This window comes from Streptomyces sp. CA-135486, from assembly GCF_050936555.1.
Lineage (GTDB): Bacteria > Actinomycetota > Actinomycetes > Streptomycetales > Streptomycetaceae > Streptomyces.
The window spans coordinates 3,229,631-3,255,439 of sequence record NZ_JBNJMM010000001.1; the positions used below are offsets into that span (position 1 = coordinate 3,229,631).

18 protein-coding genes and 1 pseudogene are annotated in these 25,809 nt (G+C 71.0%); 8 read left to right on the top strand and 11 right to left on the bottom strand.

The window, feature by feature from the left end:
* Positions 1–160: 160 nt before the first annotated feature.
* The gene (locus ACQEVG_RS14710) at positions 161–2,530 is read left to right on the top strand and encodes a hypothetical protein (RefSeq protein WP_432982625.1); all 2,370 of its coding nucleotides are present in this window, start codon (positions 161–163) and stop codon (positions 2,528–2,530) included.
* Here ACQEVG_RS14710 and ACQEVG_RS14715 read toward each other — a convergent pair.
* From ACQEVG_RS14715 to ACQEVG_RS14725, 3 genes are all read right to left on the bottom strand, one after another.
* Positions 2,500–4,893 carry a right-handed parallel beta-helix repeat-containing protein gene (locus tag ACQEVG_RS14715; protein WP_432982628.1) on the bottom strand — a complete coding sequence of 798 codons (2,394 nt, stop codon included), beginning with the start codon at positions 4,891–4,893 and terminating at the stop codon, positions 2,500–2,502. The two genes, ACQEVG_RS14710 and ACQEVG_RS14715, sit on opposite strands and share 31 nt — an antisense overlap.
* Before the next feature lie 161 nt (positions 4,894–5,054).
* Positions 5,055–5,663, bottom strand: a complete 609-nt coding sequence (locus ACQEVG_RS14720; RefSeq protein WP_432982631.1) for an Rv1733c family protein — start codon at positions 5,661–5,663, stop codon at positions 5,055–5,057.
* Between the two features lie 205 nt (positions 5,664–5,868).
* Complete coding sequence (locus ACQEVG_RS14725) at positions 5,869–6,333, bottom strand: DUF6643 family protein (RefSeq protein ID WP_432982634.1); 465 nt, start codon at positions 6,331–6,333, stop codon at positions 5,869–5,871.
* 253 nt (positions 6,334–6,586) lie between these two features.
* Here ACQEVG_RS14725 and ACQEVG_RS14730 point away from each other — a divergent pair, with 253 nt between their 5' ends.
* Positions 6,587–7,870 carry a TerD family protein gene (locus tag ACQEVG_RS14730; RefSeq protein WP_432982637.1) on the top strand — a complete coding sequence of 428 codons (1,284 nt, stop codon included), beginning with the start codon at positions 6,587–6,589 and terminating at the stop codon, positions 7,868–7,870.
* A 4-nt stretch (positions 7,871–7,874) separates the two neighbouring features.
* Here ACQEVG_RS14730 and ACQEVG_RS14735 read toward each other — a convergent pair whose 3' ends face one another.
* Positions 7,875–9,068, bottom strand: a complete 1,194-nt coding sequence (locus tag ACQEVG_RS14735) for a glycosyltransferase (RefSeq protein WP_432982640.1) — start codon at positions 9,066–9,068, stop codon at positions 7,875–7,877.
* Between the two features lie 58 nt (positions 9,069–9,126).
* On the opposite strand from ACQEVG_RS14735, the gene ACQEVG_RS14740 reads away from it, so the two are divergent.
* Both ACQEVG_RS14740 and ACQEVG_RS14745 read left to right on the top strand, forming a co-directional pair.
* The gene (locus tag ACQEVG_RS14740; RefSeq protein WP_432982643.1) at positions 9,127–9,900 is read left to right on the top strand and encodes a glutamate racemase; all 774 of its coding nucleotides are present in this window, start codon (positions 9,127–9,129) and stop codon (positions 9,898–9,900) included.
* Positions 9,901–9,940: 40 nt separating this feature from the next.
* The gene (locus ACQEVG_RS14745) at positions 9,941–10,501 is read left to right on the top strand and encodes a hypothetical protein (RefSeq protein ID WP_432982646.1); all 561 of its coding nucleotides are present in this window, start codon (positions 9,941–9,943) and stop codon (positions 10,499–10,501) included.
* A 33-nt stretch (positions 10,502–10,534) separates the two neighbouring features.
* On the opposite strand, the gene ACQEVG_RS14750 is transcribed toward ACQEVG_RS14745, so the two are convergent.
* On the bottom strand, positions 10,535–11,614 hold the full coding sequence (locus ACQEVG_RS14750; protein WP_432982649.1) for an O-antigen ligase family protein: 1,080 nt from the start codon (positions 11,612–11,614) through the stop codon (positions 10,535–10,537).
* Between the two features lie 195 nt (positions 11,615–11,809).
* Here ACQEVG_RS14750 and lnt point away from each other — a divergent pair, with 195 nt between their 5' ends.
* The 4 genes from lnt (at position 11,810) to ACQEVG_RS14770 (ending at position 16,833) form a co-directional block, all read left to right on the top strand.
* Positions 11,810–13,429: an apolipoprotein N-acyltransferase gene (gene lnt / locus ACQEVG_RS14755; protein WP_432982652.1), complete on the top strand. Its 1,620-nt coding sequence runs from the start codon at positions 11,810–11,812 to the stop codon at positions 13,427–13,429.
* A gap of 36 nt (positions 13,430–13,465) precedes the next feature.
* Positions 13,466–13,948, top strand: a complete 483-nt coding sequence (locus ACQEVG_RS14760; protein WP_432982655.1) for an NUDIX hydrolase — start codon at positions 13,466–13,468, stop codon at positions 13,946–13,948.
* 55 nt (positions 13,949–14,003) lie between these two features.
* On the top strand, positions 14,004–14,819 hold the full coding sequence (locus ACQEVG_RS14765; RefSeq protein WP_432982658.1) for a 3-hydroxybutyrate dehydrogenase: 816 nt from the start codon (positions 14,004–14,006) through the stop codon (positions 14,817–14,819).
* Between the two features lie 109 nt (positions 14,820–14,928).
* Positions 14,929–16,833 (top strand): helix-turn-helix domain-containing protein, encoded by a 1,905-nt coding sequence (locus ACQEVG_RS14770; RefSeq protein ID WP_432982661.1) that lies wholly within the window; start codon positions 14,929–14,931, stop codon positions 16,831–16,833.
* Positions 16,834–16,921: 88 nt separating this feature from the next.
* Here ACQEVG_RS14770 and ACQEVG_RS14775 read toward each other — a convergent pair whose 3' ends face one another.
* From ACQEVG_RS14775 to ACQEVG_RS14800, 6 genes and pseudogenes are all read right to left on the bottom strand, one after another.
* Entirely contained in the window at positions 16,922–18,304 is a 1,383-nt protein-coding gene (locus tag ACQEVG_RS14775) for an MFS transporter (protein WP_432982664.1), read from the bottom strand.
* A 219-nt stretch (positions 18,305–18,523) separates the two neighbouring features.
* Positions 18,524–18,961, bottom strand: a complete 438-nt coding sequence (locus ACQEVG_RS14780; RefSeq protein ID WP_432982667.1) for a hypothetical protein — start codon at positions 18,959–18,961, stop codon at positions 18,524–18,526.
* 299 nt (positions 18,962–19,260) lie between these two features.
* Positions 19,261–20,244 (bottom strand): annotated as a pseudogene (gene sbnA, locus ACQEVG_RS14785) (2,3-diaminopropionate biosynthesis protein SbnA); the annotation flags it as partial.
* 215 nt (positions 20,245–20,459) lie between these two features.
* Entirely contained in the window at positions 20,460–21,530 is a 1,071-nt protein-coding gene (gene sbnB, locus ACQEVG_RS14790) for a 2,3-diaminopropionate biosynthesis protein SbnB (RefSeq protein ID WP_432982670.1), read from the bottom strand.
* Positions 21,527–22,531, bottom strand: coding sequence for a TauD/TfdA family dioxygenase (locus tag ACQEVG_RS14795; RefSeq protein ID WP_432982673.1), 1,005 nt, complete (start codon positions 22,529–22,531; stop codon positions 21,527–21,529). The genes sbnB and ACQEVG_RS14795 overlap by 4 nt, the downstream gene beginning before the upstream one ends.
* Before the next feature lie 22 nt (positions 22,532–22,553).
* The gene (locus ACQEVG_RS14800; protein WP_432982676.1) at positions 22,554–25,808 is read right to left on the bottom strand and encodes a non-ribosomal peptide synthetase; all 3,255 of its coding nucleotides are present in this window, start codon (positions 25,806–25,808) and stop codon (positions 22,554–22,556) included.
* Between the last annotated feature and the right edge of the window lies 1 nt (position 25,809).

The following is a 25,809-nucleotide window of genomic DNA, read 5'->3' on the forward strand; positions in this document are numbered from 1 at the left end:
CCAAGGCTGCTCATCCTCGCACGGGCCGGTGGGCCGGCCCCGCTCGGGGAGATTCGGTGAGAGCCGTGCGGTGAACTGCCACGATCCGGGATTCTTGTCCCGAACCGCCGCGCGGCCGCGCACCGGCCGATCCTGCCATCGAGAGAGCGAGCCCCCTGAAGTGTCCCCTGACACCCCGGTCCCACAGAGCGGAGGACCGGCGCTGGAACTGCTGGTCCACGGCGTCGGCGGGGCCACCCCGCAGGACATGCTCGGCGATCCCCGTACGGTCCGGATCACCGGCGACGAGAAGGCCGCCGTGTTCCGGCGCACCGACGACGAGCACGCCGAGAGCCACCCCGAGCGGTACGAGGACCGGCCCATCCCCGAGGCGTACTGCTGGTCCAACTTAACCTCGGGCAATGGCGCCCGGGCCCTGTGGCTGCTGCTGCTTCCCTTCATGGTGGTCAACCTCGCGCACTGGATGCGCCCGCGCGCCAAGGGCCGCAGAAGGACGACCCGGCTGTACGGAGTGCTGGTGCGGCTCGTCGCGCTCAGCCTCACCGTGCTGCTGACGGCCGCCGCCTGCGAGGTTGCGCTCGACCTGGTCGCCTGGCAGTGCGCGGGCTCGCCCGACTGCACCCGGGAGCGTTCCTGGCTGGGCTTTCTGTCCGGCGCCCGGGGCGGCTGGTGGTCCCAGCCGGGCCGCCGCCTCGCGCTCGCCTCGGTGGTGCCCGCCGCCCTGGTGGGCCTGCTGTGGTACCTCTCCAACCGCACGTGGAGCGCATACGAGTCCCAGCGGCCGCCGACCGGCGAGGACGAGGGCGACGGCGATGAGGGAGTGGAGGAGGACGAGGAGGGCGCGGGACCGAAGCGGCCCGCGGTGCGGCCCGCGCTCGGCAGGCCAGGTTTCTGGTACGGCCGCCGGCTCGTCGCCCGGCTGCGCGCCGCGCACACCGCCGCCGGGTTTCTGACCGTCGCCGCGGCGGTCACCGGTGCCGCCGCGCGCCACGACCGCGCAGCCGCAAGCACACCGCTGAGAATCTGCGGCCTCCTGCTGGAGACGGCACTCGTCGTGGTGCTGCTCGCCGTGCTGTGGGTGGTCTTCCGCAGGGGCCGCAGCGAGAGGCGGATCGACGCCCGTCTCGATCGCGCAACCGTCCGCTTTCTGCCCGGCACCGCCCTCTCATTGCTCGCCCTCTCGCTGCTGTACGCCTCCTGGTCCCGCCCCGGCTGGGCGTCCACCGCAACCCTTCCCGGCGATGTCACCTTTCGCGTCATCGCCCTCGGCCAGGGCGCCCTGGTCGTCGCCCTCGCCGTCGTCGCATGCGTCCTGCACCGCCGGGAGCGCCACCCTCGCACCGCCATGTCCGGCCTCGGCGGGCCCGCCGTCGCGATGCTCGCCTGCGCCCTTGGCGGGGTGATGACCGGTGGGGTCGCCCAGCGTGTCGCCGACTGGCTGGACGGCCCCGGCACCCCCGGCATGGACGGGGAATCGGCGATCCCGGGGCCTCCGGTGCTGCTGAGCTGGCAGGCCTCGGTCATTCCGGTACTGCTGATCGTCCTGTTCGTCCCCGCCGTCGTCCTCGGTGTGCAGACCTGGCTGGCCGCCCGCCGGCTCGCCGGTCCGGTCGAGGCGGACTACGACGAGGGCCGTCGCGACGAAGTCCGCACCCGGCGGATAGCGGGCACCCAGGCCCGGGCCGCCCTCACCGACGCCGCCCCCTGGATCGTCGGCCTCGTCTCCGGCGCCACGCTGCTCCTCGGCGCGGGCGCGGTCGTCGGGGCGTGGGCGAGCGGCGAGGTGCCGGGCAAGGCGTTCGGCGACAGCCACGGCCTCGTCGAATCCGTCGCCGAGACCGCACAGTCGCTGGGCTCCTGGCTGATCGGCTTCGGCTTCATACTGTTCGTCACCTGGGGCCGCCGCGCCTACCGCGACGCCTCGGCCCGGCGCACCATCGGCATCCTCTGGGACGTCGGCACCTTCTGGCCGCGGGCCGCACACCCCTTCGCGCCGCCCTGCTACGCGGAGCGCGCCGTCCCCGATCTCACCTGGCGGATGTGCACCTGGACCGGACGCACCGGCGGACGGCTTGTCATCTCCGGGCACTCACAAGGCAGTGTGCTGGCGGCGGCCGCCGTCTGGCAGCTGCCCGCCGCCACCCGGCGACGGGTCGCGCTGCTGACCTACGGTTCACCGCTGGAGCGGCTCTACGGCCGTTGGTTCCCGGCCTACTTCGGACCGCTCGCCCTGCGCGAACTGGGCAGCCAGGTGCACTGCTGGCGCAATCTGTGGCGGCGCACCGATCCCATCGGCGGCCCGGTGCTGGTCCCGGCCGAGGGCGAACACCCCGACGTGGACCATGACGCCCTCAAAGACCCTGTGGTCTACGGGCGTTCGGAGTCGCATCCGCTGCCCGAGCCCATCCTCGGGCACTCCGAGTACCAGGCCGATCCGGTGTTCACCACCGCACGGCGGGAGCTCCTCGACCGGCTCACACCGGCCGTTCCCCGTCAGGCTCAGGGCAGTTCGGGAAGATCGTCCGGATAGAGCAGGGTCAGGTCGTCGGTGTTCGCCTCGGTGAGCTCGGCGACCCGGCCCGCGTGCCGCTCGACCATCGACTCAAAGGTCTGCCGGGCGGTGCGGCCATTGCCGAAGGCGGGCCCTTTGGGCAGGGCGGTGAAGTACTTCAGCAGCGCCTCACCGGTGCCCGTGCCCAGCCGGTACTCATGCTCCTCGGCCTGCTGCTCCACGATCCGCAGCAGCTCCTCGGGCACATAGTCGCTGAAGGTGATGGTCCGTGAGAAACGGGATGCCACACCGGGGTTGACAGACAGGAACCGCTCCATCTCCGCGGTGTACCCGGCGACGATCACCACCACCGCGTCCCGGTGGTCCTCCATCAGCTTCACCAGCGTGTCGATGGCCTCCTTGCCGAAATCCCGTCCCGAGTCCTCGGGGGACAGGGCGTACGCCTCGTCGATGAACAGCACGCCGCCGCGCGCCCGGTCGAACGCCTCCTGGGTGCGGATCGCCGTGGAGCCGATGTGCTCGCCGACCAGGTCGACCCTTGAGACCTCGACGAGATGGCCGCGCTCCAGCACGCCGAGCGAGGCCAGGATTTCGCCGTACAGCCGTGCCACGGTCGTCTTGCCGGTGCCGGGGGAGCCGGTGAACACCAGATGCCTGCGTACGGACGCGGCCTTCAGCCCCGCCTCCTGGCGGCGCCTGCCCACCTCGATCATGTTGGTGAGCGTGCGGACCTCGCGCTTGACGCTGTCCAGGCCGACCAGCGCGTCCAGTTCGCCGAGAACGGCGACGGAGGCGCGTACGGGCTCGGCGGGCGGCGCCTCGGCCGCGGCCGGTGCGGGCACCGCGGAGAGCAGCCCGGGGGACTGGGTCGCGGTCAGCACGGTCGTCTGCTGTTCCGCCACGGGCCGTACGGCGCTCTCGTCACTGGTGCAGTCCTCGACGACCACACCGTCCGACTCCGCGAACTCGTAACCGCCGCGGGTACAGCGCTCGGTGCGGCACCGGCTCAGCGTGGTGCGGCAGCCGTCCATCACATGGAAGCCATAGCCTCCGCTGCCCGTGACCCGGCAACCGCGGAAGGTGCCGCGGCCCTCGGCGGAGACATAGAAGCCCGCCTCGGCGGGCGAGGTGACCGTGCACCGCTCGATCACCGGATCCGCGCCCTTGGTCACGATCACACCGGTCTGCGCGGCGTCGATGGTGCAGCCGTTCAGTGTGCCGCCGCTGCCGTGGTCACGGAACCAGGCGCCGGTGGACGCCTCCCTGATCCGGCAGTCGTCGAGCTGCGCACTCGCCCCGTCGCTCACCGACACCGCCGTGTTGCGGACCTGGGAGAGATCGCTGTCGACGACGTCGGCGCGTGAACCGCGGTCCAGCACGAACAGGGCGTCCGGCACATCGTGGATGCGGCACGAGTCGAGGACGGCACTCGCCCCGTCGCTCACCCAGACCGCCGGATAGTCGCCCGTACTGTCCTGGATCTCGCACTGGTTGGCGTCCACCCGCGTGCCCGGGTCCCACACCGACAGTCCGTTGCGGCCGAAGCGGCGCACCGTGGAGCGGGTGAGCGTGAGCACGGACCGGGAGCGCAGGTCGATCGCGTTCTCCGGGATGTCGTGGATGTCGCAGTCGGAGAGCGTGAGCACGGCATCGGTGTCGAGGGTGACGCCGTCGGCCGAAGTGCGGTGCACGATGGAGTCGGTGAGATGGGCCGCTGCCCGCGAGGCGATCTGGACGCCGGTGCCGTTGATCTCGTACACCTCGCAGCCGATCGCCTCCAGGCCGCTGCCCTCGCCGGTGACGCTCAGGCCCGCGCCCGCGGAGTGATGCACCCGGCAGCGCTCCAGCCTCGGATGCGCGCCCCCGCGCACGGAGACGCCCGACCGGCCGGCCGAGACGACCTCGCACTCCTCGAAGACCCCGCCGGCGCCGTCCAGTACGGCGATGCCGACGCCGGCCGGATTGTCGACGGTGCAGCGGCGGACGGTGGGACGGGCCGCGCCGCGCACCTCGACACCGGCCGCGGAGCGGGTGACGATCCGCAGATCGATCAGCTCGGGGGTGCCGTCCTCCACCAGCAGCGCGGGCGCGGCAGTGTCCTGCCCCTCCACCTGGAGGTCCTGGACGGTGGCGGATGCGCGCACGGTCAGCGGCACACCGTCGGCGGGCGCGATGCGCACCGAGCCGACCGCGCCCTCGGAACCGCGGAGCGTGACCGCCCGCTGGACGACGAGATTCTCGCGGTACGTCCCCGGGGCGACGGTGAGGACGTCGCCGTCGCCCGCGGCCTCCAGGGCGGCGGCGAGTGAGGGGTACTCACCTGTGCGGCGCCGCCACCGCGAGGTGCCGGTGTGCGTCACCTGGACCGTGCCCTGTGCCATCGTGCTGCTCTGCCCCCACCTCGTGATACTGCTCCGCCGCGCCTCTGAGGGGGACGCGGGACGCCCCCTGGGCCCCTGCCCGACCGGCCGGGACCCAACCCCCGAGGGGGTCGCACCACCGTAGCGCGCGCGACGAGCGGGAGTTGACGACTCGGGAACGGTCAGCTGCCTGCGCCCGTGCGGCCCCAGTCGGGCCCCGCCGCGGCCCACGCCCGGTCCAGGCGCGCGTATCTGCGCCGTACGAGCCGCCAGACCACCAGCCGTCTGGCGCCTTCCACGAGGCCCGCCAACGAGAGCGTTGCGCCGATCCCCGCGAGGACGGCGTGCGCCCGGGCCGTCGCGAGGTCCATCGGCCGAGTCACCAGGCGGCCGGACCGGTCGGTCCAGACGGTGAACGTGTCACCGGGCCGCATGGTGCGCAGCACGGTGGAGACCGTGCCGGTGTGCCGACTGCCGTCCACCGCCGTCCACTTCGCGAGGATCGGACGGCGCTTCTCCCGGGCGGCGGAGGACTCCGGATCGTACGCCGAGACCTTGGGCTCCACCGCCGGTCTCAGCACCGTCGCGGTGACCGGATGACGCTGCTGGCGCTGGATCCGTACCGACTGGCGCAGCGACTCGTCGGTCAGGCTGCCGCTCAGCCAGCCCAACGCCGGAGCCGCGGTCACCAGGAGCACAGCGGCAACAAGCGCCACCCACGCTTCCAGCAGATCGGTCGCGCGGCGCAGAGGATTGTGGCGCCAGCGCCAGACTCCCGTGGCTGCTCGCACTTCCCGCACCCCCTTCCCCGTCCCGTAATAGCCCTGTACGGCACGGCACATGCGCGGGTGGCACGAAGAGAGAGCAAAGTCACCCCTGCCACCCGCCCGCGTTGTTCCCCCGCGAACCGTCCAACGCATCCGCAGCCACGCAGGGTTCCCGAGGGGGCAGCAGTAACGCTTGAGGACGGGTGGAGTCAGGAAGGGCCGGGTCGGCCTAGTACCCCCTGCCCTGGTACGGGCGGTTGTACGGGTCCTCGTAAGGAGAGGGCGCCGGCGCGGGGCGGGCGGCCGCCGGACGCATCGCCTCGTAGCCGGTGGTCACCGGACGCTGCTGCGGCATGGGCTGGGGGCCCGGGTAGCCGCGCGGGACGGAGGCCCCTTGCTGGGGGATGTACGGCGAGGGCGCATGCTGCAGCGGGACGGGCTGCTGCATTTGCTGCGGGTAGCCGTAGGCGGGAGGCGGTGTGGGTGCTGCCGGCAGGGCCGGCAGCGCCGCGGGGAGCGTCGGCAGATAGCTGTTGGCGGTGTAGCTGCTGCCGGTGTCGTACGCGGAAGGCACTCGGATCGGGGCGATCTGAGGCGTGCCCCGCTCCGCGACCAGGGAGTCGTAGATGGGGGTGTCGGGGAACGACGGAGCGGAGTAGTAACCGCCGCCGTAGGTGGAGCGGGGGGAGGTCATGGCACATAAGTTAAGCCCACGATGTGCTGGTTGGGGAGCCCGATAAGAGGGTTGTTTCGGTAGATGCGAGTGGCGACGGATCCCCAATGCGAGCGAATCCGGGAAAAACGGTCGCCGGTCAGTGCATCGATCCTGTAAAGGGCAAGCTGAGAGGGTGTTACCCACGGGTCGGCCCGGGGCGCCGGGGTGCCTTGGGCGTTAGGTTGGCGGTAGGTGAACTCTTCGGGCACCCCGACTCGCGATGGGGGCGAGCATGTCCATGCTTAAGGGAGCCAACACTCCGGTGCCGGCGCAGCAGGTTCGCGTCGAATTGGGCTGGCGTCCAGGGCCCGGTGTGCCGGACGTCGACGCCTCGGCGCTCCTCCTCGCGTCGGGGAAGGTCCGCTCGGACGCGGACTTCGTCTTCTACAACCAGCCGGCGCACGCCTCGGGAGCCGTACGCCACGAGGGGAAGCGGACCGCGCCGGACGGTGTGACGGACGAGGTGTCGGTCGACCTCGCGGGCGTGGAGCCCGCGATCGAGAGGATCGTGCTGGCTGCCTCGGCCGACGGCGGCAGCTTCGGGCAGGTGCCCGGGCTCCGTATCAAGGTGCTTGACGCGCTCTCCGGCACGGAGATCGCGCGGTACGACAGCGAGGACGCGACGGTCGAGACCGCCTTTGTGCTGGGCGAGCTGTACCGGCGGCAGGGCGCCTGGAAGTTCCGCGCGGTGGGGCAGGGCTACAGCAGTGGGCTCGAGGGTCTGGCGACGGACTTCGGCATCACGGTCGACGAGCCGCAGCGGGCGGCGGCTGCTGCCCCGGTTGCCTCATCCGTCCCGCCCGCTGCGGTGACGCCGCCTACGCCCGTGGCACCTCCGGTGACTGCCCCGCCTCCGCCCGCGGCCCCGCCCGCCACTCCGGTACGGCTCACCAAGGTGACGCTGACGAAAGACACCCCGTCCGTCTCCCTCACCAAGCAGGGCGGCACCTCGGGGGCCATGCGCGTCAACCTCAGCTGGCAGGTGCGCAAGCAGTTCCAGGGCTGGGGCGCCAAGCTGGGCCGCGCCGTCGCCATGCACGGCGACCTCGACCTCGATCTGTGCGCCCTGTACGAACTCACCGACGGGCGCAAAGGCGTGGTCCAGGCCCTCGGCAATGCCTTCGGCGCGCTCCACCAGCCGCCGTACATCCACCTCGACGGCGACGACCGCACGGGCGGCACATCCGGCGAGAACCTCACCATCAACCTGGACCACAAGGACCGGCTCCGTCGGGTCATCATCTTTGTGACCATCTATGAAGGCGCGCGCAGCTTCGCCGATCTGGACGCGACGGTGACGCTCCAGCCGCAGCACGGCGCACCGATCGACTTCTCGCTCGGCGAGTGCACCGTGCCGTCGACCGTCTGCGCCCTCGCGCTCATCACCAACACCGGCTCGGATCTCCTGGTGCAGCGGGAGGCCCGCTTCCTGGTCCCGGAGCGCGGCGTGAGCCCGCAGCGCACCATCGACTACGCGTACGGCTGGGGAATGAACTGGACGCCCGGCAGGAAGTAGCGCCTCACGCCTCGGGCGCCGCCTCGGACGGGTCGGGCGCCGCCTGGGGCCGTGAGTACGTACGTCCCTTCCAGGCGGCTCCCCGGCCGCGGTAGTGCTGCACCGCCGAATCGATCGTCATCAGCAGATAGAGGAGTGCGGTGAAGGGCAGCAGGGGAGCCAACGGCAGCGGCTGCCGGTAGTAGCGCAGCATCGGCAGGTACGTCCCCGTCATCACCGCCCACGCCAGGCCCCCGGCCCAGCCGGCGGCCGCGTCGTTCCCGAGCACGCCGACGCACACGGCCACGGGCGGCGCGAGATACACCAGCGCGAGCCCCACCACGGTCCCGGCCAGCAGCACGGGACTGTGCAGCAGTTGGGCGTACGCGCTGCGCGACACCATCCGCCACAGGTCCGCCAGCCGCGGATACGGCCGCACGCTGTCCACCCCGTCCGCCAACCCCAGCCAGATCCGGCCGCCCGAGCGCTGCACGGCACGCGCCAGCGACACATCGTCGATCACCGCCTGCCGGATCGACTCCGGAACGCCCGCCCGCTCGGCCGCCTCCGCCCGCAACAGGACGCAGCCGCCCGCAGCGGCCGCCGTCCGCGACCCCGGTCGGTTGACCCATCGGAAGGGGTAGAGCTGCGAGAAGAAGTAGACGAAGGCGGGCACGATCAGCCGCTCCCACCCGCTCGCGACTCGCAGCCGCGCCATCTGAGAGACCAGGTCGAGGCCGTTGGTGCGGGCGGCGGACACCAATTCGCGCAGACTGTCCGGCGCATGCGCGATGTCGGCGTCGGTCAGCAGCAGATACTCGGGCTCACGCGCTTTCGCCAGCGCGATGCCGTGCCGCAGCGCCCAGAGCTTTCCGGTCCAGCCGGGCTCCGGCTCGCCGGGTGAGACCACGCGCAGCGGCAGCCCGCCGTGCTGTTCGGTCAGGGCCCGTGCCAGCCCGCCCGTGCCGTCCGTACTGCCGTCGTCGACCAGAACGATCTCCGCGCGGCCGGGGTAGTCCTGCGCCAGCAGCGAGGGCAGGCTGACCGGCAGTACCTCCGCCTCGTCCCGCGCGGGCACGATGACGGCGACATCCGGCCAGTGGTCGAGGACCTCGCGGCGGGGCAGCCGCTGATCCGTACGCCAGAAGAAGCCCTGCCCGAGCAGCAGCCACCCCCATGCGGCAAGCGATCCCACAGCGGTCCAGGCAACGGCGCTCATTCGCCGCAGTCTGCCCCACCCCGCCAGTACCGCAAGGGCAGTCGACTATGGTGACCGGGTGAAGATCGCGCTCATGGACTCCGGTATCGGCCTGCTTGCGGCGGCCGCCGCGGTACGTCGGCTGCGGCCGGACGCGGATCTCGTCATCTCCTCCGACCCCGACGGCATGCCCTGGGGTCCTCGTACCGCCGAGGATGTCACCCGGCGCGCGCTCGCCGCGGCGAGGGCGGCAGCCGTGCACCGGCCCGACGCGCTGATCGTCGCCTGCAACACCGCGTCGGTGCATGCGCTGCCCGCGCTGCGCGCCGAACTGGAGCCCGCGATCCCGGTCATCGGCACGGTCCCGGCGATCAAACCGGCCTCCGCGGGCGGCGGCCCCGTCGCGATCTGGGCCACGCCCGCCACTACCGGCAGCCCGTACCAGCGCGGACTCATCCGGGACTTCGCCGACTCGGTCGCCGTCACCGAGGTGCCCTGCCCGGGGCTCGCGGACGCGGTGCAGTGGGCGGACGAGAGCGCCATCGACCGGGCGGTGGCGGCAGCGGCCGCCCTTACCCCCGGGGATGTAAGGGCCGTCGTCCTGGGCTGCACCCATTACGAGCTGGTCGCCGAACGCATCCGGGCCGCCGTCGGGCACCCCGTTGTCCTGCACGGCTCGGCGGATGCGGTCGCCGCGCAGGCACTACGCCGAATCGGTGAGCAGCCCGCCCCCGACGCGGCGCCCGGCAACCGCCTCACGGTGCTGCTCAGCGGCCGCGACTCCGCCCTGCCCGAGCAGGCACTCAGCTACGACGAAGGCCTGCTGCTACAGGCAGTGACCACCGCGCACTGAGGGCATGCCACCCGGTCACTGTTTGAGTACTCTGCTAGGCATGATGGAGCACTCCCGCGACTCGGGGCACACGGCAGAGCCCCTGCCCGCCATCTGGACAGGCCGTGCGACAAACCGCGTTCAGTGGTTGCTCGCCGCGGCGGGCGCGGCGTGCATCGCGCTCGCCGTCGAACTGGCCCTCGACTCGTCATGGGGCTCGGGCACGGCCCCGGTGCTGATGTCGGTGATCGGTCTCATCGCGGTGGGTCTGATGATGCTCTACGGGACTCTCGCCTTCGTCCATGTGTCGGTCAAGGTCGACAGCGACTGCGTCGAGGTGCGCTGCGGCCATATCGGCCTGCCGCGGCGGCGGATCCCGCTGTCCCATGTGGTGGACGCGGAGTTCGCACCCAAGGTGACCCCCTGCCAGTGGGGCGGCTGGGGCTACCGCTGGCGCCCGGAGCAGGGCACGGCCGTGGTCGTACGCCGCGGTGAGGGCGTGGTCGTCACGCTGGGGGACGGCAGGATCTTCACGGTGACGGTGGACGACGCGGAGGCCGCGGTGCGGGCGATCCGCGCCCGCCTGGGTCTGACCGGCACCGGTAGGCCGGCGGAGGCGTAGCCGCCGGTCAACCGCACGGAGACGCAGCAACCGCTACAGCGTGCGGCTGTCCGCCGCCGCCTGGCGGGTCGTATGTCTGGGCCCCTCCGCCCCTCTCTCGCCCGCCGCGCTCGCCGTCGCGAGACCGGCAAGCAACCCCGCGCCCGCCGTCACGGGCGCGAAGCTCAGCGCGTTGCCCACACTCGCCAGGACCGCCAGCGCCGACAGCGCCGCGCCCGCGCTCAGGACCACCGGCGTGGAGCGCGGCGAGCGCAGCAAGCCGTAGAGCATCCAGCCGAAGGCCGCCGCGAGCAGCGCCACCCCCACCACACCCTGCTCGGCCGCCTGCTGCAACGAGGCGGAGTGCGGTTTGCCGTCCGAGCCCAGGGACTGCTGCGCCGTGGCGCTCAGCTTGCCGAAACGATCGGGGCCCACGCCCCGTACCGGATCCTCCTTGGCGAGAGCGACCGCGTCCTGCCACAGCGCCACCCGGTTCTGGGTCAACTGGCCCTCCAGCGAGACCGTGAGCCCGGTCGGCAGGGCGTCCTCGGCCACACCCCACGACGCGGCGACGACCAGGCCGGTGGCGAGGGCGAGGCCGCTGAGCGCGAGGGTCCGCCGGCGCATCCGTACCGCCGCGAGCGAGCAGAGAAGCACGCCCAGCGCGGCCGCGAACCCCGCCACCGATCCGAGCGCCAGCGCGGTGCACGCGACGGCCGGCGCCAGCAGACGCAGGCACAGACGCAGCGCGGGCGGACGAGCCGCCGAGGCGGCGCAGCAGGCCGCGCCCGCGGCGAGGACCAGCAGCGCGGCCCCCGCACCCGTGTGCCCGGGCTGGGTGGCCGCGCCCACGTTCCCACCGGGCACACCCTGCCGCGAAGCGATCGCCAGAGCGAGCGCGGCGAGCGCCGTGGCCGACGCCGCGGCGACCGGCAGCAGCGTGCCGCAGATACGGCCGCAGGCGTACCCCGCGGCCACCGCGAACACCGCGAGCAGCACACCCTCGGGCCTGGCTTCCCGCCCCGCGGCGCTGATCAGCGACCACACGGCGCACCCGCTGAGGACGACGACGCCGGCAATGTCGGTCGCGCTGCCGCGCTCCTGCGCCGCGGACCGGCCGTCCGATGCAGCCATCCCGTCGACCCCCCGACCTGTGACGGGCCCTGCCGCAACAGCCGAACCGGGTCGGGTGGCAGGGACTGGCGCACACGGTAACGGGAGAGACGGGTGTTTGTGGATGGGTTGCGCAGGAACGTTGCCTCACCCATCACCCCGGGCGACGCCGACCGGACTGCCGCGGGCACAGCATGCCGCCGTAGACTCCGGCGGGTGAGCACCACCGTGACCTCCGTCGACACCACACAGGCCGCCCCCGCGGCAGGCCGATCTCTGCTGCGCCGCCTCGTACGGCCGGGTGCCGCCGCGCTGTCCGGTGTGCTGCTCTTTCTGAGCTTCCCGCCGCGGCCCCTGTGGTGGCTGGTGCCGCCCGCCTTCGCACTGCTGGGCTGGACGCTGTACGGACGGCGGCTGCGGCCCGCGCTCGGTCTCGGCTACCTCACCGGTCTCGGGTTTCTGCTGCCCCTGCTGATCTGGACGGGCGAGGAGGTCGGCCCGATTCCGTGGATCGCGCTGGCCGCCGTGGAAGCGCTCTTCGTCGCGCTCGCCTGCATGGGCATCGCCGCGGTGACCCGGCTGCCCGGGTGGCCGGTGTGGGCTGCCGCCGTCTGGATCGTGGGCGAGGCGGCCCGCGCGCGGGTGCCGTTCGGCGGCTTCCCCTGGGGCAAGATCGCCTTCGGCCAGGCGGACGGCTTCTTCCTGCCGCTCGCGGCACTCGGCGGGACGCCGCTGCTCGGTTTCGCGGTCGTGCTGTGCGGCTTCGGGCTGTACGAGACGGCCCGGCGCGTCCGCACGTACCGGCGCACCGGTGAGCTGCCGCGCCGCGCCGCGGCCGCTGCGCTCCTGACCGTGCTCGTCCCGGTCACCGCGGCGTTCGCCGCGCTGCCGCTCGTCGACGACTCCGCCGAGGACGGCACCGCGACCGTCGCGGCGATCCAGGGCAATGTGCCGCGCCTGGGGCTCGACTTCAACGACCAGCGCCGCGCGGTCCTCGACAACCACGCCCGCCGCACCCTGCAGCTCGCCGCGGACGTGAAGGCGGGGAAGGTGGCCGGGCCGGACTTCGTGCTGTGGCCGGAGAACTCCTCGGACCTCGACCCGTACCGCAATCCCGACGCCCGGATCGTCATCAACGACGCGGTGAAGGCGATCGGCGTGCCGACCGTCGTCGGTGCTGTGGTCACCCCCGAAACCGGAAAGCTCCGCAACACGCTGATCGAGTGGGACCCGGCGCGCGGGCCGGTGGACACGTACGACAAGCGTCATGTGCAGCCGTTCGGCGAGTACATCCCGATGCGGTCCTTCGTACGGCTCTTCAGCTCGGACGTCGACCGGGTACGACGCGACTTCGGCCCCGGCCACAAGGTGGGCGTCTTCGATCTGGCGGGCACCAGGGTCGGCATGGTCACCTGCTTCGAGGCGGCCTTCGACGACGCGGCGCGGGCCACGGTCACGCACGGCGCCCAGCTGATCTCCGTACCCAGCAACAACGCCACGTTCGGGCGCAGCGAGATGACGTATCAGCAGCTGGCGATGTCGCGGGTGCGGGCCGTCGAGCACGGGCGTTCCGTCGTCGTCCCCGTCACCAGCGGCGTCAGCGCGGTGATCATGCCGGACGGGGAGATCGTCCAGCGGACCAGGATGTTCACGCCCGACGCGCTGGTCGCGAAGGTGCCGCTGCGCTCCTCGCTCACTCCGGCGACCCGGATGGGGACCTGGCCGGAGCGGGCCCTGGTGCTGGTGGCGCTGGGTGGTCTGGGCTGGGTCGTGGTCCCGGCACTCCGGGGCCTGCGGGAACGGAAGGCGGCGCAGGGCACGGCGGACGCCGGTTAGGGACGCCGGTTGGGGACGCCGGTTAGGGTCGAGTGCATGCCAACCCCTGACTTCATCCGCGAGCTCCGGGCCACCGCCGGCCATCAGCTGCTCTTTCTGCCGGGCGTCAGCGCGGTCGTCTTCGACGACGAGGGCCGGGTGCTGCTGGGGAGACGTGCCGACACGGGCAAGTGGTCGATCATCGGCGGGATTCCGGAGCCGGGGGAGCAGCCGGCCGTCGCCGCGATGCGTGAGGTGTACGAGGAGACCGCGGTGCGCTGTGTCGCGGACCGGGTCGTACTTGTCCAGGCGCTGCGCAAGCCGGTCACCTACCCCAACGGCGACCGCTGCCAGTACATGGACATCACCTTTCGCTGCCGTGCCGTGGGCGGAGAGGCGCGCGTCAACGACGACGAGTCGCTGGAGGTGGGCTGGTTCCCGGCGGACGCGCTGCCGGAGCTCAAGGAGTTCGCCCTGTTCCGGATCAAGCAGGCCCTCACCGAGGGGCCGGCATGGTTCCAACCCACCACTGAGCAGTGAAGTATGGGTGGTGACCACATCGGTTGGGGGATGATCACTGCCTAGGGTGCGAAGTATGACCGTGCCCACCACATCATGTCCCGCACCCCATCGCCACGCCCATACGGTCGACCTCGACCTCGGCGGCCGTACGGCACTCGTCACCGGCGCGGCGGGCGGCATCGGCCGCGCCTGTGCGCTGCGGCTCGCGGCCGCCGGGGCGAAGGTCAGGGCCGTCGACCGGGACGCCGAAGGTCTCGACGCCCTCGCCGCGCACACCGCGCAGCTGGCCGGCGCGGTCGAACCACAGGTCCTGGACCTCACCGATCTCGACGCGGCGGAGGCCGCTGCCGCCGGCGCGGACATTCTGGTCAACAACGCCGGACTGCAACTGGTGCGGCCCATCGAGGAGTTCCCGCCGGACGTCTTCCACACGGTGCTCACCGTGATGCTGGAAGCCCCGTTCAGGCTGATCAGGGGAGCGCTGCCGCACATGTACGCGCAGGGGTGGGGCCGCATCGTCAATATCTCCTCAGTACATGGGCTGCGTGCCTCTGCCTTCAAGTCCGCCTATGTGTCCGCCAAACATGGCCTGGAGGGGCTCTCAAAAACCGCGGCCCTGGAGGGCGCACCGCACGGGGTGACGTCGGTCTGCGTCAATCCCGGGTATGTGCGTACGCCACTGGTCGAGAAGCAGATCGCCGATCAGGCGGTGGCCCATTCGGTGGCCGAGGAGCGCGTACTGGCCGACGTGCTGCTCAGGGACTCCGCGATCAAGCGGCTGATCGAGCCCGAGGAGGTCGCCGAAGCGGTGATATATCTGTGTACCCCGCAGGCATCGTTCATCACCGGCACTTCGCTCACCCTCGACGGCGGCTGGACGGCCCACTGACTCTCCGGCCGTCCCACGGCCGCCGGCGGCGGGTGACGCCGTTGTCCACAAAGGCTTCGTCGTCCACAGGTCTGGTGCGACCACCCGTACGGCAGGTAATCCTGTGTCCATGTCCCACGATCAAGCCTCCTACCTGGAGCTCCTCGCACGCGGTGCCGCCGCTGAGGCGTACGACCGGCCGGTGCTGCTCGCCCGTGCGAGCGGCGCGGGACCGGACGAGCTCGCCGACCTCGAGCAGGCCAAGCAGCTCGCGCTGCGGGTCCGCGCCGAGCTGGAGGGACGGCGCCGGCGCGAGGCCGAGCTGTCCGCGCTGTTCGAGACCGCACACGACCTGGCGGGCCTGCGGGATCTCGACGCCGTGCTGCGGGCGATCGTGCAGCGGGCCCGGTCGCTGCTCGGCACCGAGGTCGCGTATCTGAGCCTGAACGACCCGTCGGCGGGTGACACCTATATGCGCGTCACCGAAGGATCGGTGTCGGCCCGCTTCCAGCAGCTGCGGCTCGGCATGGGCGAGGGGCTCGGCGGGCTCGTCGCCCAGACCGCCCGCCCCTATGTCACCGACAGCTATTTCGACGACGCCCGCTTCGAGCACACGAGGGCGATCGACACGGCAGTGAAGGACGAGGGTCTGGTCGCGATCCTCGGAGTGCCGTTGATGCTCGGCAGCCAGGTGATCGGCGTGCTCTTCGCCGCGGACCGCCGGGCGAGAGTCTTCGAACGCGAACAGGTCGCGCTGCTCGCCTCCTTCGCGGCCCATGCCGCCGTCGCCATCGACACGGCGAACCTGCTGGCGGAGACCCGCTCGGCACTCGCCGAGCTGGAGCGGGCCAACGAGATCATCCGCGACCACAGCGGCGTCATCGAACGGGCCTCGGAGGTCCACGACCGGCTGACCGAAGTGGTCCTGCGCGGCGGCGGCGTCCATGATGTGGCCGCCGCGCTCTCCGAAGTCCTGGACGGCACGGTCGAGTTCACGGACGAGGACCTGGACGCGACCGGCGCAGACGGCCGTGCGGTGCGCCACGGGGACGACTGGGTGGCGGCGGTCTCGGCAGGCGGTGAACTGCTGGGTGCTCTGGTGCTCCGCGGCCATCGTGACCTCGACCCCGTCGACCAGCGCACCCTGGAGCGGGCCGCCATGGTCACCTCGCTGCTGCTGCTCGCCCGGCGCTCGGCCCACGACGCCGAACAGCGCGTACGGGGCGAGCTGCTGGACGACCTCCTCGATGCCGCGGACCGGGACCCCCGGCTGCTGCGCGAACGGGCGGCGCGGCTCCATGCCGATCTCGACGTTCCGCATGTGGTGCTGGCGGCCCGGACAGACGCCCCCGGCACGGACACGCCGGGTCGGGGCATTTCCGACCGGCAGAGCGCAGACCGGCGGACTGCGGACCGTCAGCGCCTGTGGTCCGCCGCCTCGCACCTGGCCGCGACCCGCTCGGGCCTTGCGGCGGCCCGCGACGGCGGCGCGGTGCTGCTGCTGCCGCTCGGCCCCGACGACAGCGCGTCCGACCTCGCGCGTCAGACCGCGAAGCAACTGGGCGGCACGCTGAGGGAGTTGGTCACCGTGGGAGCGTCCTCCCCGGTAGCCGGGCCCGCCGGTGATCCGAGCCCGATAGCGGGTGCGTACGCACAGGCGCGCCGCTGCCTCGACGCCCTGCGCCTGCTCGGCCGGGCGGGGCAGGGAGCCGCGGCACAGGACCTGGGCTTCCTCGGCCTGCTGCTGGCCGACCCCGGCGACATCGACGGCTTCGTACAGCGCACGATGGGCGAGGTCGTCGAGTACGACCGACGGCGCGGCACCGACCTCGTCGGCACGCTCGACGCGTACTTCGCGAGCGGCATGAGCCCAGCCCGTACGAAGGACGATCTGCACGTCCATGTGAACACGGTGGCCCAGCGCCTGGAACGAATAGGCCGACTGCTCGGCCCCGACTGGCAGTCACCGGAGAGGGCACTCGAGATCCAGCTGGCGCTGCGGCTGCTCGCGATGTCTTCGGCCGTCTTCCGCTGACGCGCCACCGCGCGGACCTCTTTGAGGAGATCCGCGCGGCAGATGCGAGCCCTGCTCCGCGCTGCCCGCCGGCAGTCCGCGTTGCCCGTCAGGCAGTCCGCACATCCGCAGTGCGCGCCGCAGACGCATCGTCCACCGGCTCCGCCTCGATTGCGGAGAGATCCCGGTGCCGGGTCTCCCGAGCGCAGGCGATGGCCACCGCGGTGAGCAGGGCTGCGGCGATGACGTACAGGGCGATCGGGGTCGACGAGTCGTAGTCGGCGAGCAGAGCCGTAGCGATCAACGGCGCGGGGGCCCCCGCCGCGACCGAGGAGAACTGCGCGCCGATGGACGCCCCGGAGTACCGCACCCGCGTCGCGAACATCTCGGAGAAGAACGCGGCCTGCGGCGCGTACATCGCCCCGTGCAGCACGAGCCCCACCGTGACGGCGAGCAGCAGACTGCCGAAGCTGCCGGTGTCGATGAGCGAGAAGAAGGGGAACATCCAGGCGCCGACGCCGATCGCGCCGATGAGATACACCGGCCTGCGCCCGATCCGGTCCGACAGCGCGCCCCAGGCCGGGATCACCGCGAAGTGCACGGCCGAGGCGATGAGTACGGCATTGAGCGCGGTCTGCTTGCTCATCTCCACCGCGGTCGTCGCGTACACCAGGATGAAGGCGGTGATGACGTAGTAGCTGATGTTCTCCGCCATCCGCGCGCCCATCGCCACCAGGACATCGCGCCAGTGGTGGCGCAACACGGCGACGAGCGGCATCTTCTCGCCCTGCCCGGCGGCCGCCTTGCGCGCCTCGGCCTGCGCCAGCGCGGTCTTGAAGACCGGCGACTCATCGACAGAGAGACGAATCCACAAGCCGACAACGACCAGCACACCGGAGAGCAGGAACGGTATGCGCCAGCCCCATGAGACGAAGGCGGCATCCGACAGCAACGCCGTCAGCACGGAGAGCACCCCGGTGGCGAGCAACTGCCCTGCGGGCGCCCCGGTCTGGGGCCACGACGCCCAGAACCCGCGCCGCTTCGCATCCCCGTGCTCCGACACAAGCAGCACGGCCCCGCCCCACTCACCACCGAGCGCGAAACCCTGCACCAGCCGCAGAACGGTGAGCAGCACGGGCGCGGCGGCCCCGACGGTGGCGTGGGTCGGCAACAGCCCGATCGCGAAGGTCGCCCCGCCCATCAGCAGCAGACTGAGCACCAGCAGCTTCTTCCGGCCGAGCCGGTCGCCGTAGTGCCCGAAGACGAGAGCCCCAAGAGGCCGTGCGGCGAACCCGACGGCGTAGGTGAGGAAGGAGAGCAGAGTGCCGACGAGCGGGTCGGAGCCGGGGAAGAACAGCTTGTTGAAGACCAGCGCGGCGGCCGATCCGTAGAGGAAGAAGTCGTACCACTCGATGGTGGTGCCGATGAGACTCGCGGCGACGATGCGCTTGAGTGAGCTCGGGGCTGGCGGAGCGGTTGCAGAGGCGGCCATGGTCACCACTTCCGGGCGAGGTGCGGGGACGGTTACGTGTCGCCACACCGTAGGAAGGCGCAGGTCAGGGGCGTATGTGGCGGGACACCATAGTTCTCGGCACGGCTGTGCGCGCGGCCACCATGACGGGCACGTAGAGGCTGCTCCGGGCCCCAGACAGAGGGGCCCGCAGACGGGACGCTACGCGGCGAAAGGTTCCCTGGCGCTCAGGGAAGCGCGTCAGCGGCACAGACTTCCCCACGCCATCCACTGCTCCGGAAAGGCGCTCACCCAGCCCTCCAGATGCCCGGCGTAGGTGGTGAGCGCCCCGTCGACGTCACCGGGCAGCCGTGCGCTCACCTGAGGGGCGGGACGGCCGGCCACGTCCGGGACAGCCATGGCCCGGACCTCGACGGACCGTCTTGTGGCGAGCGCGAGCAGCCCGGTCGGGACGTGCAGCCGGCCGCCGAGGAGGGGCAGCGTCCTCATCCGGCGTGTGCCCGGGTAACAGGTGTCGACATTCGCGACGATGACGCCGTCCGAACGCGACCACCGCCGGATGTCGGCGGAGTCCAACTGGGTGAGCAGCAGCGGCTCACCGAGCCGCAGCTGCTCGCGGTACATCTCGATCAGGTAGGGCCGACAGGTGCTGAGCCACGAGACGGTCGGTTGGGTCAAGTCCGCTCGACGTCTTCCGGCAACCCGACGCCGGCCTATGGGCGATGCGGGTGGCCGACCGCCCCACGGGTGGGAACTCGGCCTGGCAGGGGGAAGTCGCCAAGGGCTGCTGTTCGGCACGCCGCAGCTCATGGCCGTGGCCCGGGTTTCACACATTTGGCTACTCGCACCTGCCCGGCCTCTCCAGGACCTGCCGCGCCCCAGCGACGTTTCCACGCGGTCGTTCGGGTCGTTCCACCGCGGTTGCCGGTCTGCAGGTCCGGCCGCCGGTCCGGCGACCGCGTCGGTGGCGTGGGTCAGGCTGCCCAGGAATCGGCGGCCACCTCGTCGGAGTTGAGCACATCCTCGCCGTAAAGAGTCTGCAGCCAGGTGGTCTGGTAGATGGTGTCGAGGTAGCGCTCGCCCAGGTCCGGGGCGATGGCTACCGCGGTGAGTTCGCGTGTGTCACGCTCGGCCAACCAGTCCATTGCGCCGCTGACCACTGTGCCGGTGGAGCCGCCGAACAGGAATCCGTGTCTGGCCAGACGATGGCAGGCGCGGATGGTGTCCGCCTCCTCGACGTGAATCGCCTCATCCACATAGGACTCGTCGAGCAGCGGCGGACGGATGCTCGTGCCCAGGCCGGGAATCATCCGGCGGCCTGGCGTACCACCGAAGGCCACCGAGCCGACGCTGTCCACTGCGATGATTCGCACCGGCCGGTGCCACTCGTCGAAGTAGCGCGCGCAGCCCATCAGCGTCCCGGTGGTGCCGGCCCCGACAAACAGCACATCCAGCCGCGGGAACTGGCGGGCGATCTCCGGCGCTGTCTTGCGGTAGTGCGCCTTCCAGTTGCTCGGATTGGTGTACTGGCTGAGCCATACGTACCGGTCGTCGGAGGCGCACAGCGCTCGGACGCAGTCGATCCGCGCGCTGAGGAAGCCGCCTTTGGCCTCCTGTCCGGCGATGGTGTGCACCTGGCTGCCCAGCGCCTCCATCATCATCCTGGTCGACAGGTTGCAGCGGGAGTCCGTGACGCACAGGAACCGGTAGCCCTTGCTCGCCGCGATCATGCTCAGTGCCACGCCGAGGTTTCCGGACGAGGACTCGACCAGAATCGATTCCGGCGTCAGGACTCCGTCCCGCTCGGCGGTCTCCACCATCTCGGCCGCGGCCTTCAGCTTGATGGAGCCGGCGAAGTTGAAGCCCTCACACTTCAGGAAGAGCGGGTGCCCGAAGATCGACCGAAGGTCGACATAGAGCTCTTCCTCGTTGAAGTCATGGGGAACGGATATGACGGGCACGATGGTCTCCTCATCTGCAGCAGATCACTTGCGGAACGTCCATCCGACCGTGGGCGGGCTTCTCGCTTGTGCCGGTGGGAGCCTGTGTCCAACCAAGCCAGACGAGGGAGCCCTGCATCAGCGTCCGCGGTGTCGTCCGCTCTGACCTGCGGCTTCCTGACCGGTGATCTCTCCAGGGATCAGTCATGCACAAGCCTCCTGGACTCTCGGCCTGCTCATCCGTACCGGCTCAGTTCGTGAAAGAAGTCGTCGACGACGTGCAACTCTCCGGAGTGGGCCACCTCGTCGTAGACGTACTTGCCCACCGCGAGGTCGAGCACCCCGAGGCCGAAGGGCGAGAACACCAGCGGCCGGTCCGTCGGCACCGCCACCCGCCCGGCCATCACGTCGTCCAACGTGCCGTGCAGGAAGTCCCGGTTGCCCGTGAGCTGCTCGGCCAGATGCGGCGAGGTGTTGGCCTTCAGACAATGCTCGACGTCATCGACGATGTTGGTTGAGGCGAGCACGATCTCCGGCGCGAGGTCGCGCAGCGACACGTGCAGCACCAACGGATTGTGTGCGAACCACGACAGGTCGCTGACATGCGGCTGACCGGCGACGGTGGCAAAGACCACCAGGTCGCTGTTGCGGATCAACTCCTCGGCACTGTCCCGCACGGTGATCCGGCCGGCGGTGCCCGACTGCTCCAGGTAGCACCGGAAGCCTGCCGTGCTGTCGGTGGACAGGTCATGCACGCCGATCTCGTCGAACGACCAGCCGGTGCCGGCCAGGAAGGTGTGGATGTAGCGGGCGATCAAGCCCGCCCCGAAGAACCCGACACGCGTCGGCCGCCGTCGGTCGCGGCTGAGCCGGTCAGCCGCCAGCGCCGCCGACGCGGCCGTCCTGGTGGCGCTGATGATCGAGCTCTCCAGGCAGGCGAACGGGTAGCCGGTGTCATGGTCGTTGAGGATCAGCACGGCCGAGGCCCTCGGGATGCCGGCTTCCACGTTGTCCGGGAAGCTGGAGATCCACTTCACGCCGTCCACCCGCACCTGCCCGCCTATCGAGGCGGGCAGCGCGATGATCCGGGAGGACGGGCGGTCGGAGAAACGCAAGAAGTAGGAGGCCGGGTTCACCGAATCACCGGCGCTGTGCAGCCGGTAGGTGGCCTCGACCAACTCCATGATCTGCTTCTCGCGCCCCTGCAGGGCGCGCTGGACCTGGGCACCGGAGATCACCGCGAATGGGGGCACGGTGATCGGCTCGGACAGTGCGGACTCGGTTGGGGTGGAACGGCTCGTGGTCATCCTGCGGTCACCTCGTCGGTCGGCGAGCAGTCGGCCAGGTGCACCGCGTCGGCCATCGCGACGAGCACTTCGCGCGGACCCTCGAAGGGCTCCCTGCTGTGCGCGGTGCGGACGTTGTCGACGAGCATCAGGTCGCCGGCCTGCCACGGTTCGCGTGAAGTGTTGTCGTCGTAGACCTTGTTGAGCAGTTGTACGACGTCCTCGCCGATCGGGTCGCCCTTACCGAAACGGGTGTTGAACGGCAGTCCGTCGGCGCCGTACTCGTCGATCAGGTACTCGCGCACCTCGGGGGCCAGCGTCCACTCGTTGAGGAACGCGATCTGGTTGAACCAGCAGCGCCGGCCGGTGACCGGGTGGCGCACCACGGCGCTGCGGCGCTGCCTGGTGCGCAGTCCACCGTCAGGTTGCCACTCGAACTCGATCGAGTTGGCGCGGCAGTAGCTCTCGACGGCGCCCCGGTCCTCGGTGCCGAACGACTCGGCCAAGGACGCCCCGATCTCGTCGTTGTAGCTGCGGGTGAGCAGCCAGCCCTCTTGCTCGAACCGCTGGGTCAACTCGGTGGGCAGCGCGTCGAGCACGGTCGGTGAGTCGGCCACCGCGGTCGCCCCGCCCTCGGTGGGCGCGCTGAGGCACGCGAACAGCATCAGGCCGGGGAACTCAAGCCGGTAGCTCAGTTCGTGGTGCATGCACATCGGCTGGTTCGGCGGCCACTGCGATGAGGAGTACACGCCTTCGGCGTAGGTCCGCCGGGGCGCGAAGGCCTCCTTCTCGGTCAGCAGCCCGGTGGTCAGCCGCTGAAAGACGGCACCGGTCTCGGCAGCGTCGTGCAGCCCGAGGCCGCGGGCCAGGACCGAACCGTGCTCGGCGACGACAGCGCGCAGCGCGTCCCGGTGCTTGGCCGCCCAGCTCAGCGCGTCGCCGGTGGTCTCGACCCGCAGTATCGGAGGTCTGCCGGGTTGCAGCTCCAGATCGAGCAGGGACGCCGGGGATGAGGACGACATCTCGACTCCTTTCCGTTGCGACTCATGAAGAAGCCAACAATTCGGCGGCGCGCAACACGGCCTGTGCCGCCTCGGTCGGACGGGTGCGCAGGAAGTAGTGGCCGCCGTCGGCGAGTTCGTGCAGGTCGACGCGCTCGGCCAGGAGCTGCCAGTCGCGGTACCGGCGGGGGAACTCCGCCGTGTTCGGGTCGTCGGCGGCAACGACCACGGTGACTGGCGCGGACAGCTTCACCGTCGGCGGGGCGTCCAGGGCGTCGGCGAAATAGCGGTGTGCGGACACGCAGTCGTGCCGGTAGGCGGCACCGACATGCTCGGCATGCCGCGCATCCAGCTCACCGAGCTCGGTGTAGCCGCTGTCAGTGCTCAGCTCCGCGGCGATCTCGGCGTTGCTCCGCCCGGTCAGCTCGGTGATGGTGGCGCGGCGGCCGGTGGCGTCACCGAGCAGCTGCGCGCCGAGGAACACCCGCTGGACGTCCACCCCGCGCTGCTGCAGCTTCCTGGCCGTCTCCAAGGCCAACGCGGTGCCCGAGGAATGGCCCCACAGCAGGACCCTGGTCAGGCCACGCCTGGCGATCTCGGCGATGACCTGTTCGACCACCTGTGCGATCGGCGCGAACGGCTCGCTGTCGGCGGCCACGTCGTGACCGGGCAGCTCGACGGCGTGGACCGCCAAGCCGCCGGCCGTCAGTGCCCCGGCCATCGGGTGGAAGTTCACCGCGTTGCCGCCGGCGTAGGGGAAGCACACAAGAGCACCGGCCCGCACACCGTCCGATTCCGACAGTGACTGCAGTAGCCCGGAGCGCCGCTCGGACCTGCCGTCGACCAGCCCGGCCAGATCGGCGAGGATCGGGTGACCGGTGACGTCCTTGAGGGACACCGCACGGTCCAGGGTGATCGCCAGCTTCACTGCCGACAGCGACGTGCCGCCCCGGTCGAAGAAGTGGTCCCGCCGTCCGATCTGGTTCTGCGCGATGCCGAGCACCTTCGCCCATGCGGCCGCCAGTCGCTGTTCGGTCGGTGTACGCGGCGCGAGGTAGTCCTCCTCGACGGTGTCGAGTTCCCCGGCGAGCACCGTCAGCGTCTTCCTGTCGATCTTGCTGTTGGCGGTCAGCGGCAGATGTACCCGCCAATGGAAGGCCGACGGGACCATGTACTCGGGCAGCGACTCACCCAGCAGCTCCGGCAGTACGTTGGGCTCGAGTGGCCGCGGGCCGGAGTAGAAGGCCACCAGATGCCTGCTCTGGTCGGCACGCTCTGCAACCACCACCGCACCGTCGCGGACACCAGGCACCCGTAGCAGGGTGTTCTCGATCTCGCCGATCTCGATCCGGAAGCCGCGAATCTTGACCTGGGTGTCCCGGCGGCCGAGGAACTCCAGCTTGCCCTCGGGCTGCCAGCGGCCGTGGTCGCCGCTCCGGTAGAGCCGGTGGCCCTCGCGGTGCGGGTCGGCCATGAAGGCCAGCCGGGTGCGTTCGAGGTCGTTGACGTATCCGCGGCCCACGCAGATCCCGGAGAAGACGATCTCGCCGGGGGCGCCCAGCGGCACCGGTGACAGGTGCTCGTCGACGACGTAGACGTGCACGTTGTTGACGGGGGTACCGAGCGGGACCCGGTCCCGGTCCGGCGCTTCGTCCATGACCTCGTGGTTGGTGTCGTCCGAGGTCTCGGTCAGCCCGTAGGCGTTGACCAGCTTGACTTTGGGCTCGGCGGCGAACCAGCGCTGCGTGAGCTCCTTCTTCAGCGCCTCGCCGGTGACCGACACGCACCGCAGGTCCGGCAGCTCGCGGGGGCGCTGCTCCAGATAGGTCAGGACGACTTCGAGGTACGACGGCACGACCTGGAGCACCGCGACCCCGCCGGCAACGATCTTGTCGACGAACCGCTGGACGTCCAGGACCGCCTCCTGCTCGACCAGCAGGGTCCGCCCGCCGACCAGGAGCGCGGACACCAGTTGCCACAGCGAGATGTCGAAGCACTGGGGTGCGGTCTGGGCGACCACCTGCCCCTCGCTGATCTCCAAGTCGTCGATCTTGGCGTAGAGGTGGTTGAGCATGCCCGCGTGCTCGCACATCGCACCCTTGGGCTCACCGGTGGAGCCGGAGGTGAAGTAGATGTACGCGAGCTGGTCCGGCGCGACGCCGATGCCGAGATCACCGTCGGCATGGTCTTCCTGGTAGGCCGCGTCGACGACGAGCGTCTGGACTCCGGACAGTGAGTCGAGGGCCTGGTCGAGCGTGGTGGTGCTGCCGGGTTCGGTCAGCACGAGCCCGCACTCGGCCCGGGAGAGCGTGGTCGCAATGCGCTCGGCCGGGAAGTGCGGCTCGATGGGCAGGTATACGCCACCGGCCTTGAAGACAGCGAGGACGGCGGCCATCCAGTCCAGGTTGCGCTCGGTCACCACCGCGACGACTCCTTCGCGGCGCAGGCCTCGCGCCAGCAGGGCTCGTCCCAGTCGGTTGGCACGGGCGTTGAGCTCCCGGTAAGTCCACTGCCGGTCGCCGTGCACGGCTGCGACGGCGTCCGGGTGTGCCCTCACCCGCTGCTCGAACAGCTCGTGGAACCGGCAGTCCGGCAGCTCCCGGCGCGGTCCCGCGAGCCCTTCGAGCTGGAAGCGGAGTTCCTCGGCGGAGAGCAGGCTCTGCCGCCCGTGCTCGGCATCCGGATCGGCGGCGATCAGCGCGAGCGCGGTGAGGTGATAGCCGGCGATTTTGGCGGCGCGGTCTGCGTCGAGCACGTCGGTCCGGTACCGCAGCCGCAGCACGAGTCGGCCTGCGAGTTGCGAGAATCCCACCCACAGCGCGGTGCCTTCGGCGAGGTCGCCGCCGACGCCGGTCGGGTCGAACGCAGTCTCGAGCGATGGTTCGGTCAGGCCCAGCTCACGGCTGAGATCATCGACCGGAAAGTCCTTGTGCGACAGCAGTTCCGAGGCGACCTGATGGGTGTTCAGCAGCAGCGTCCGCCACGAGTCGGGTTCGGTCGTCAGCCGGCAGGGCAGCGGTTGGCCGCCCGCCACCGCGACATAGCCGGTCGCGACTTCGGGCTCGCCGGACAGCGCGGCGAGCACCTTGGCGTGCGCGGCCAGCAGCACCGAGTCGAGCGGCACCGACAGGTCCTGCGCCAGCCGGCACAACGCTCCCACGACATCGTCCGGGATCGTCGCCTCGTGCTCGGCGACGCCCATCACCGGATTGAGCGTCCACCGCGGGATAGCGGTGAATCCACCGGCGACGAGCACACCGCGCCAGAATTCCCGGTCGGCGTCCACGTGCACTCCCATC

What these genes read in the sequence shown, in the direction of transcription:
- ACQEVG_RS14765 (WP_432982658.1), top strand. Translation starts at nt 14,004, where the DNA reads ATGACCGTGCCCACCACATCATGTCCCGCACCCCATCGCCACGCCCAT.
- ACQEVG_RS14770 (WP_432982661.1), top strand. Translation starts at nt 14,929, where the DNA reads ATGTCCCACGATCAAGCCTCCTACCTGGAGCTCCTCGCACGCGGTGCC.
- ACQEVG_RS14745 (WP_432982646.1), top strand. Translation starts at nt 9,941, where the DNA reads ATGATGGAGCACTCCCGCGACTCGGGGCACACGGCAGAGCCCCTGCCC.
- ACQEVG_RS14760 (WP_432982655.1), top strand. Translation starts at nt 13,466, where the DNA reads ATGCCAACCCCTGACTTCATCCGCGAGCTCCGGGCCACCGCCGGCCAT.
- ACQEVG_RS14795 (WP_432982673.1), bottom strand. Translation starts at nt 22,531, where the DNA reads ATGTCGTCCTCATCCCCGGCGTCCCTGCTCGATCTGGAGCTGCAACCC.
- ACQEVG_RS14735 (WP_432982640.1), bottom strand. Translation starts at nt 9,068, where the DNA reads ATGAGCGCCGTTGCCTGGACCGCTGTGGGATCGCTTGCCGCATGGGGG.
- ACQEVG_RS14730 (WP_432982637.1), top strand. Translation starts at nt 6,587, where the DNA reads ATGTCCATGCTTAAGGGAGCCAACACTCCGGTGCCGGCGCAGCAGGTT.
- ACQEVG_RS14775 (WP_432982664.1), bottom strand. Translation starts at nt 18,304, where the DNA reads ATGGCCGCCTCTGCAACCGCTCCGCCAGCCCCGAGCTCACTCAAGCGC.
- ACQEVG_RS14725 (WP_432982634.1), bottom strand. Translation starts at nt 6,333, where the DNA reads ATGACCTCCCCCCGCTCCACCTACGGCGGCGGTTACTACTCCGCTCCG.
- sbnB (WP_432982670.1), bottom strand. Translation starts at nt 21,530, where the DNA reads ATGACCACGAGCCGTTCCACCCCAACCGAGTCCGCACTGTCCGAGCCG.
- ACQEVG_RS14750 (WP_432982649.1), bottom strand. Translation starts at nt 11,614, where the DNA reads ATGGCTGCATCGGACGGCCGGTCCGCGGCGCAGGAGCGCGGCAGCGCG.
- ACQEVG_RS14800 (WP_432982676.1), bottom strand. Translation starts at nt 25,808, where the DNA reads ATGGGAGTGCACGTGGACGCCGACCGGGAATTCTGGCGCGGTGTGCTC.
- ACQEVG_RS14715 (WP_432982628.1), bottom strand. Translation starts at nt 4,893, where the DNA reads ATGGCACAGGGCACGGTCCAGGTGACGCACACCGGCACCTCGCGGTGG.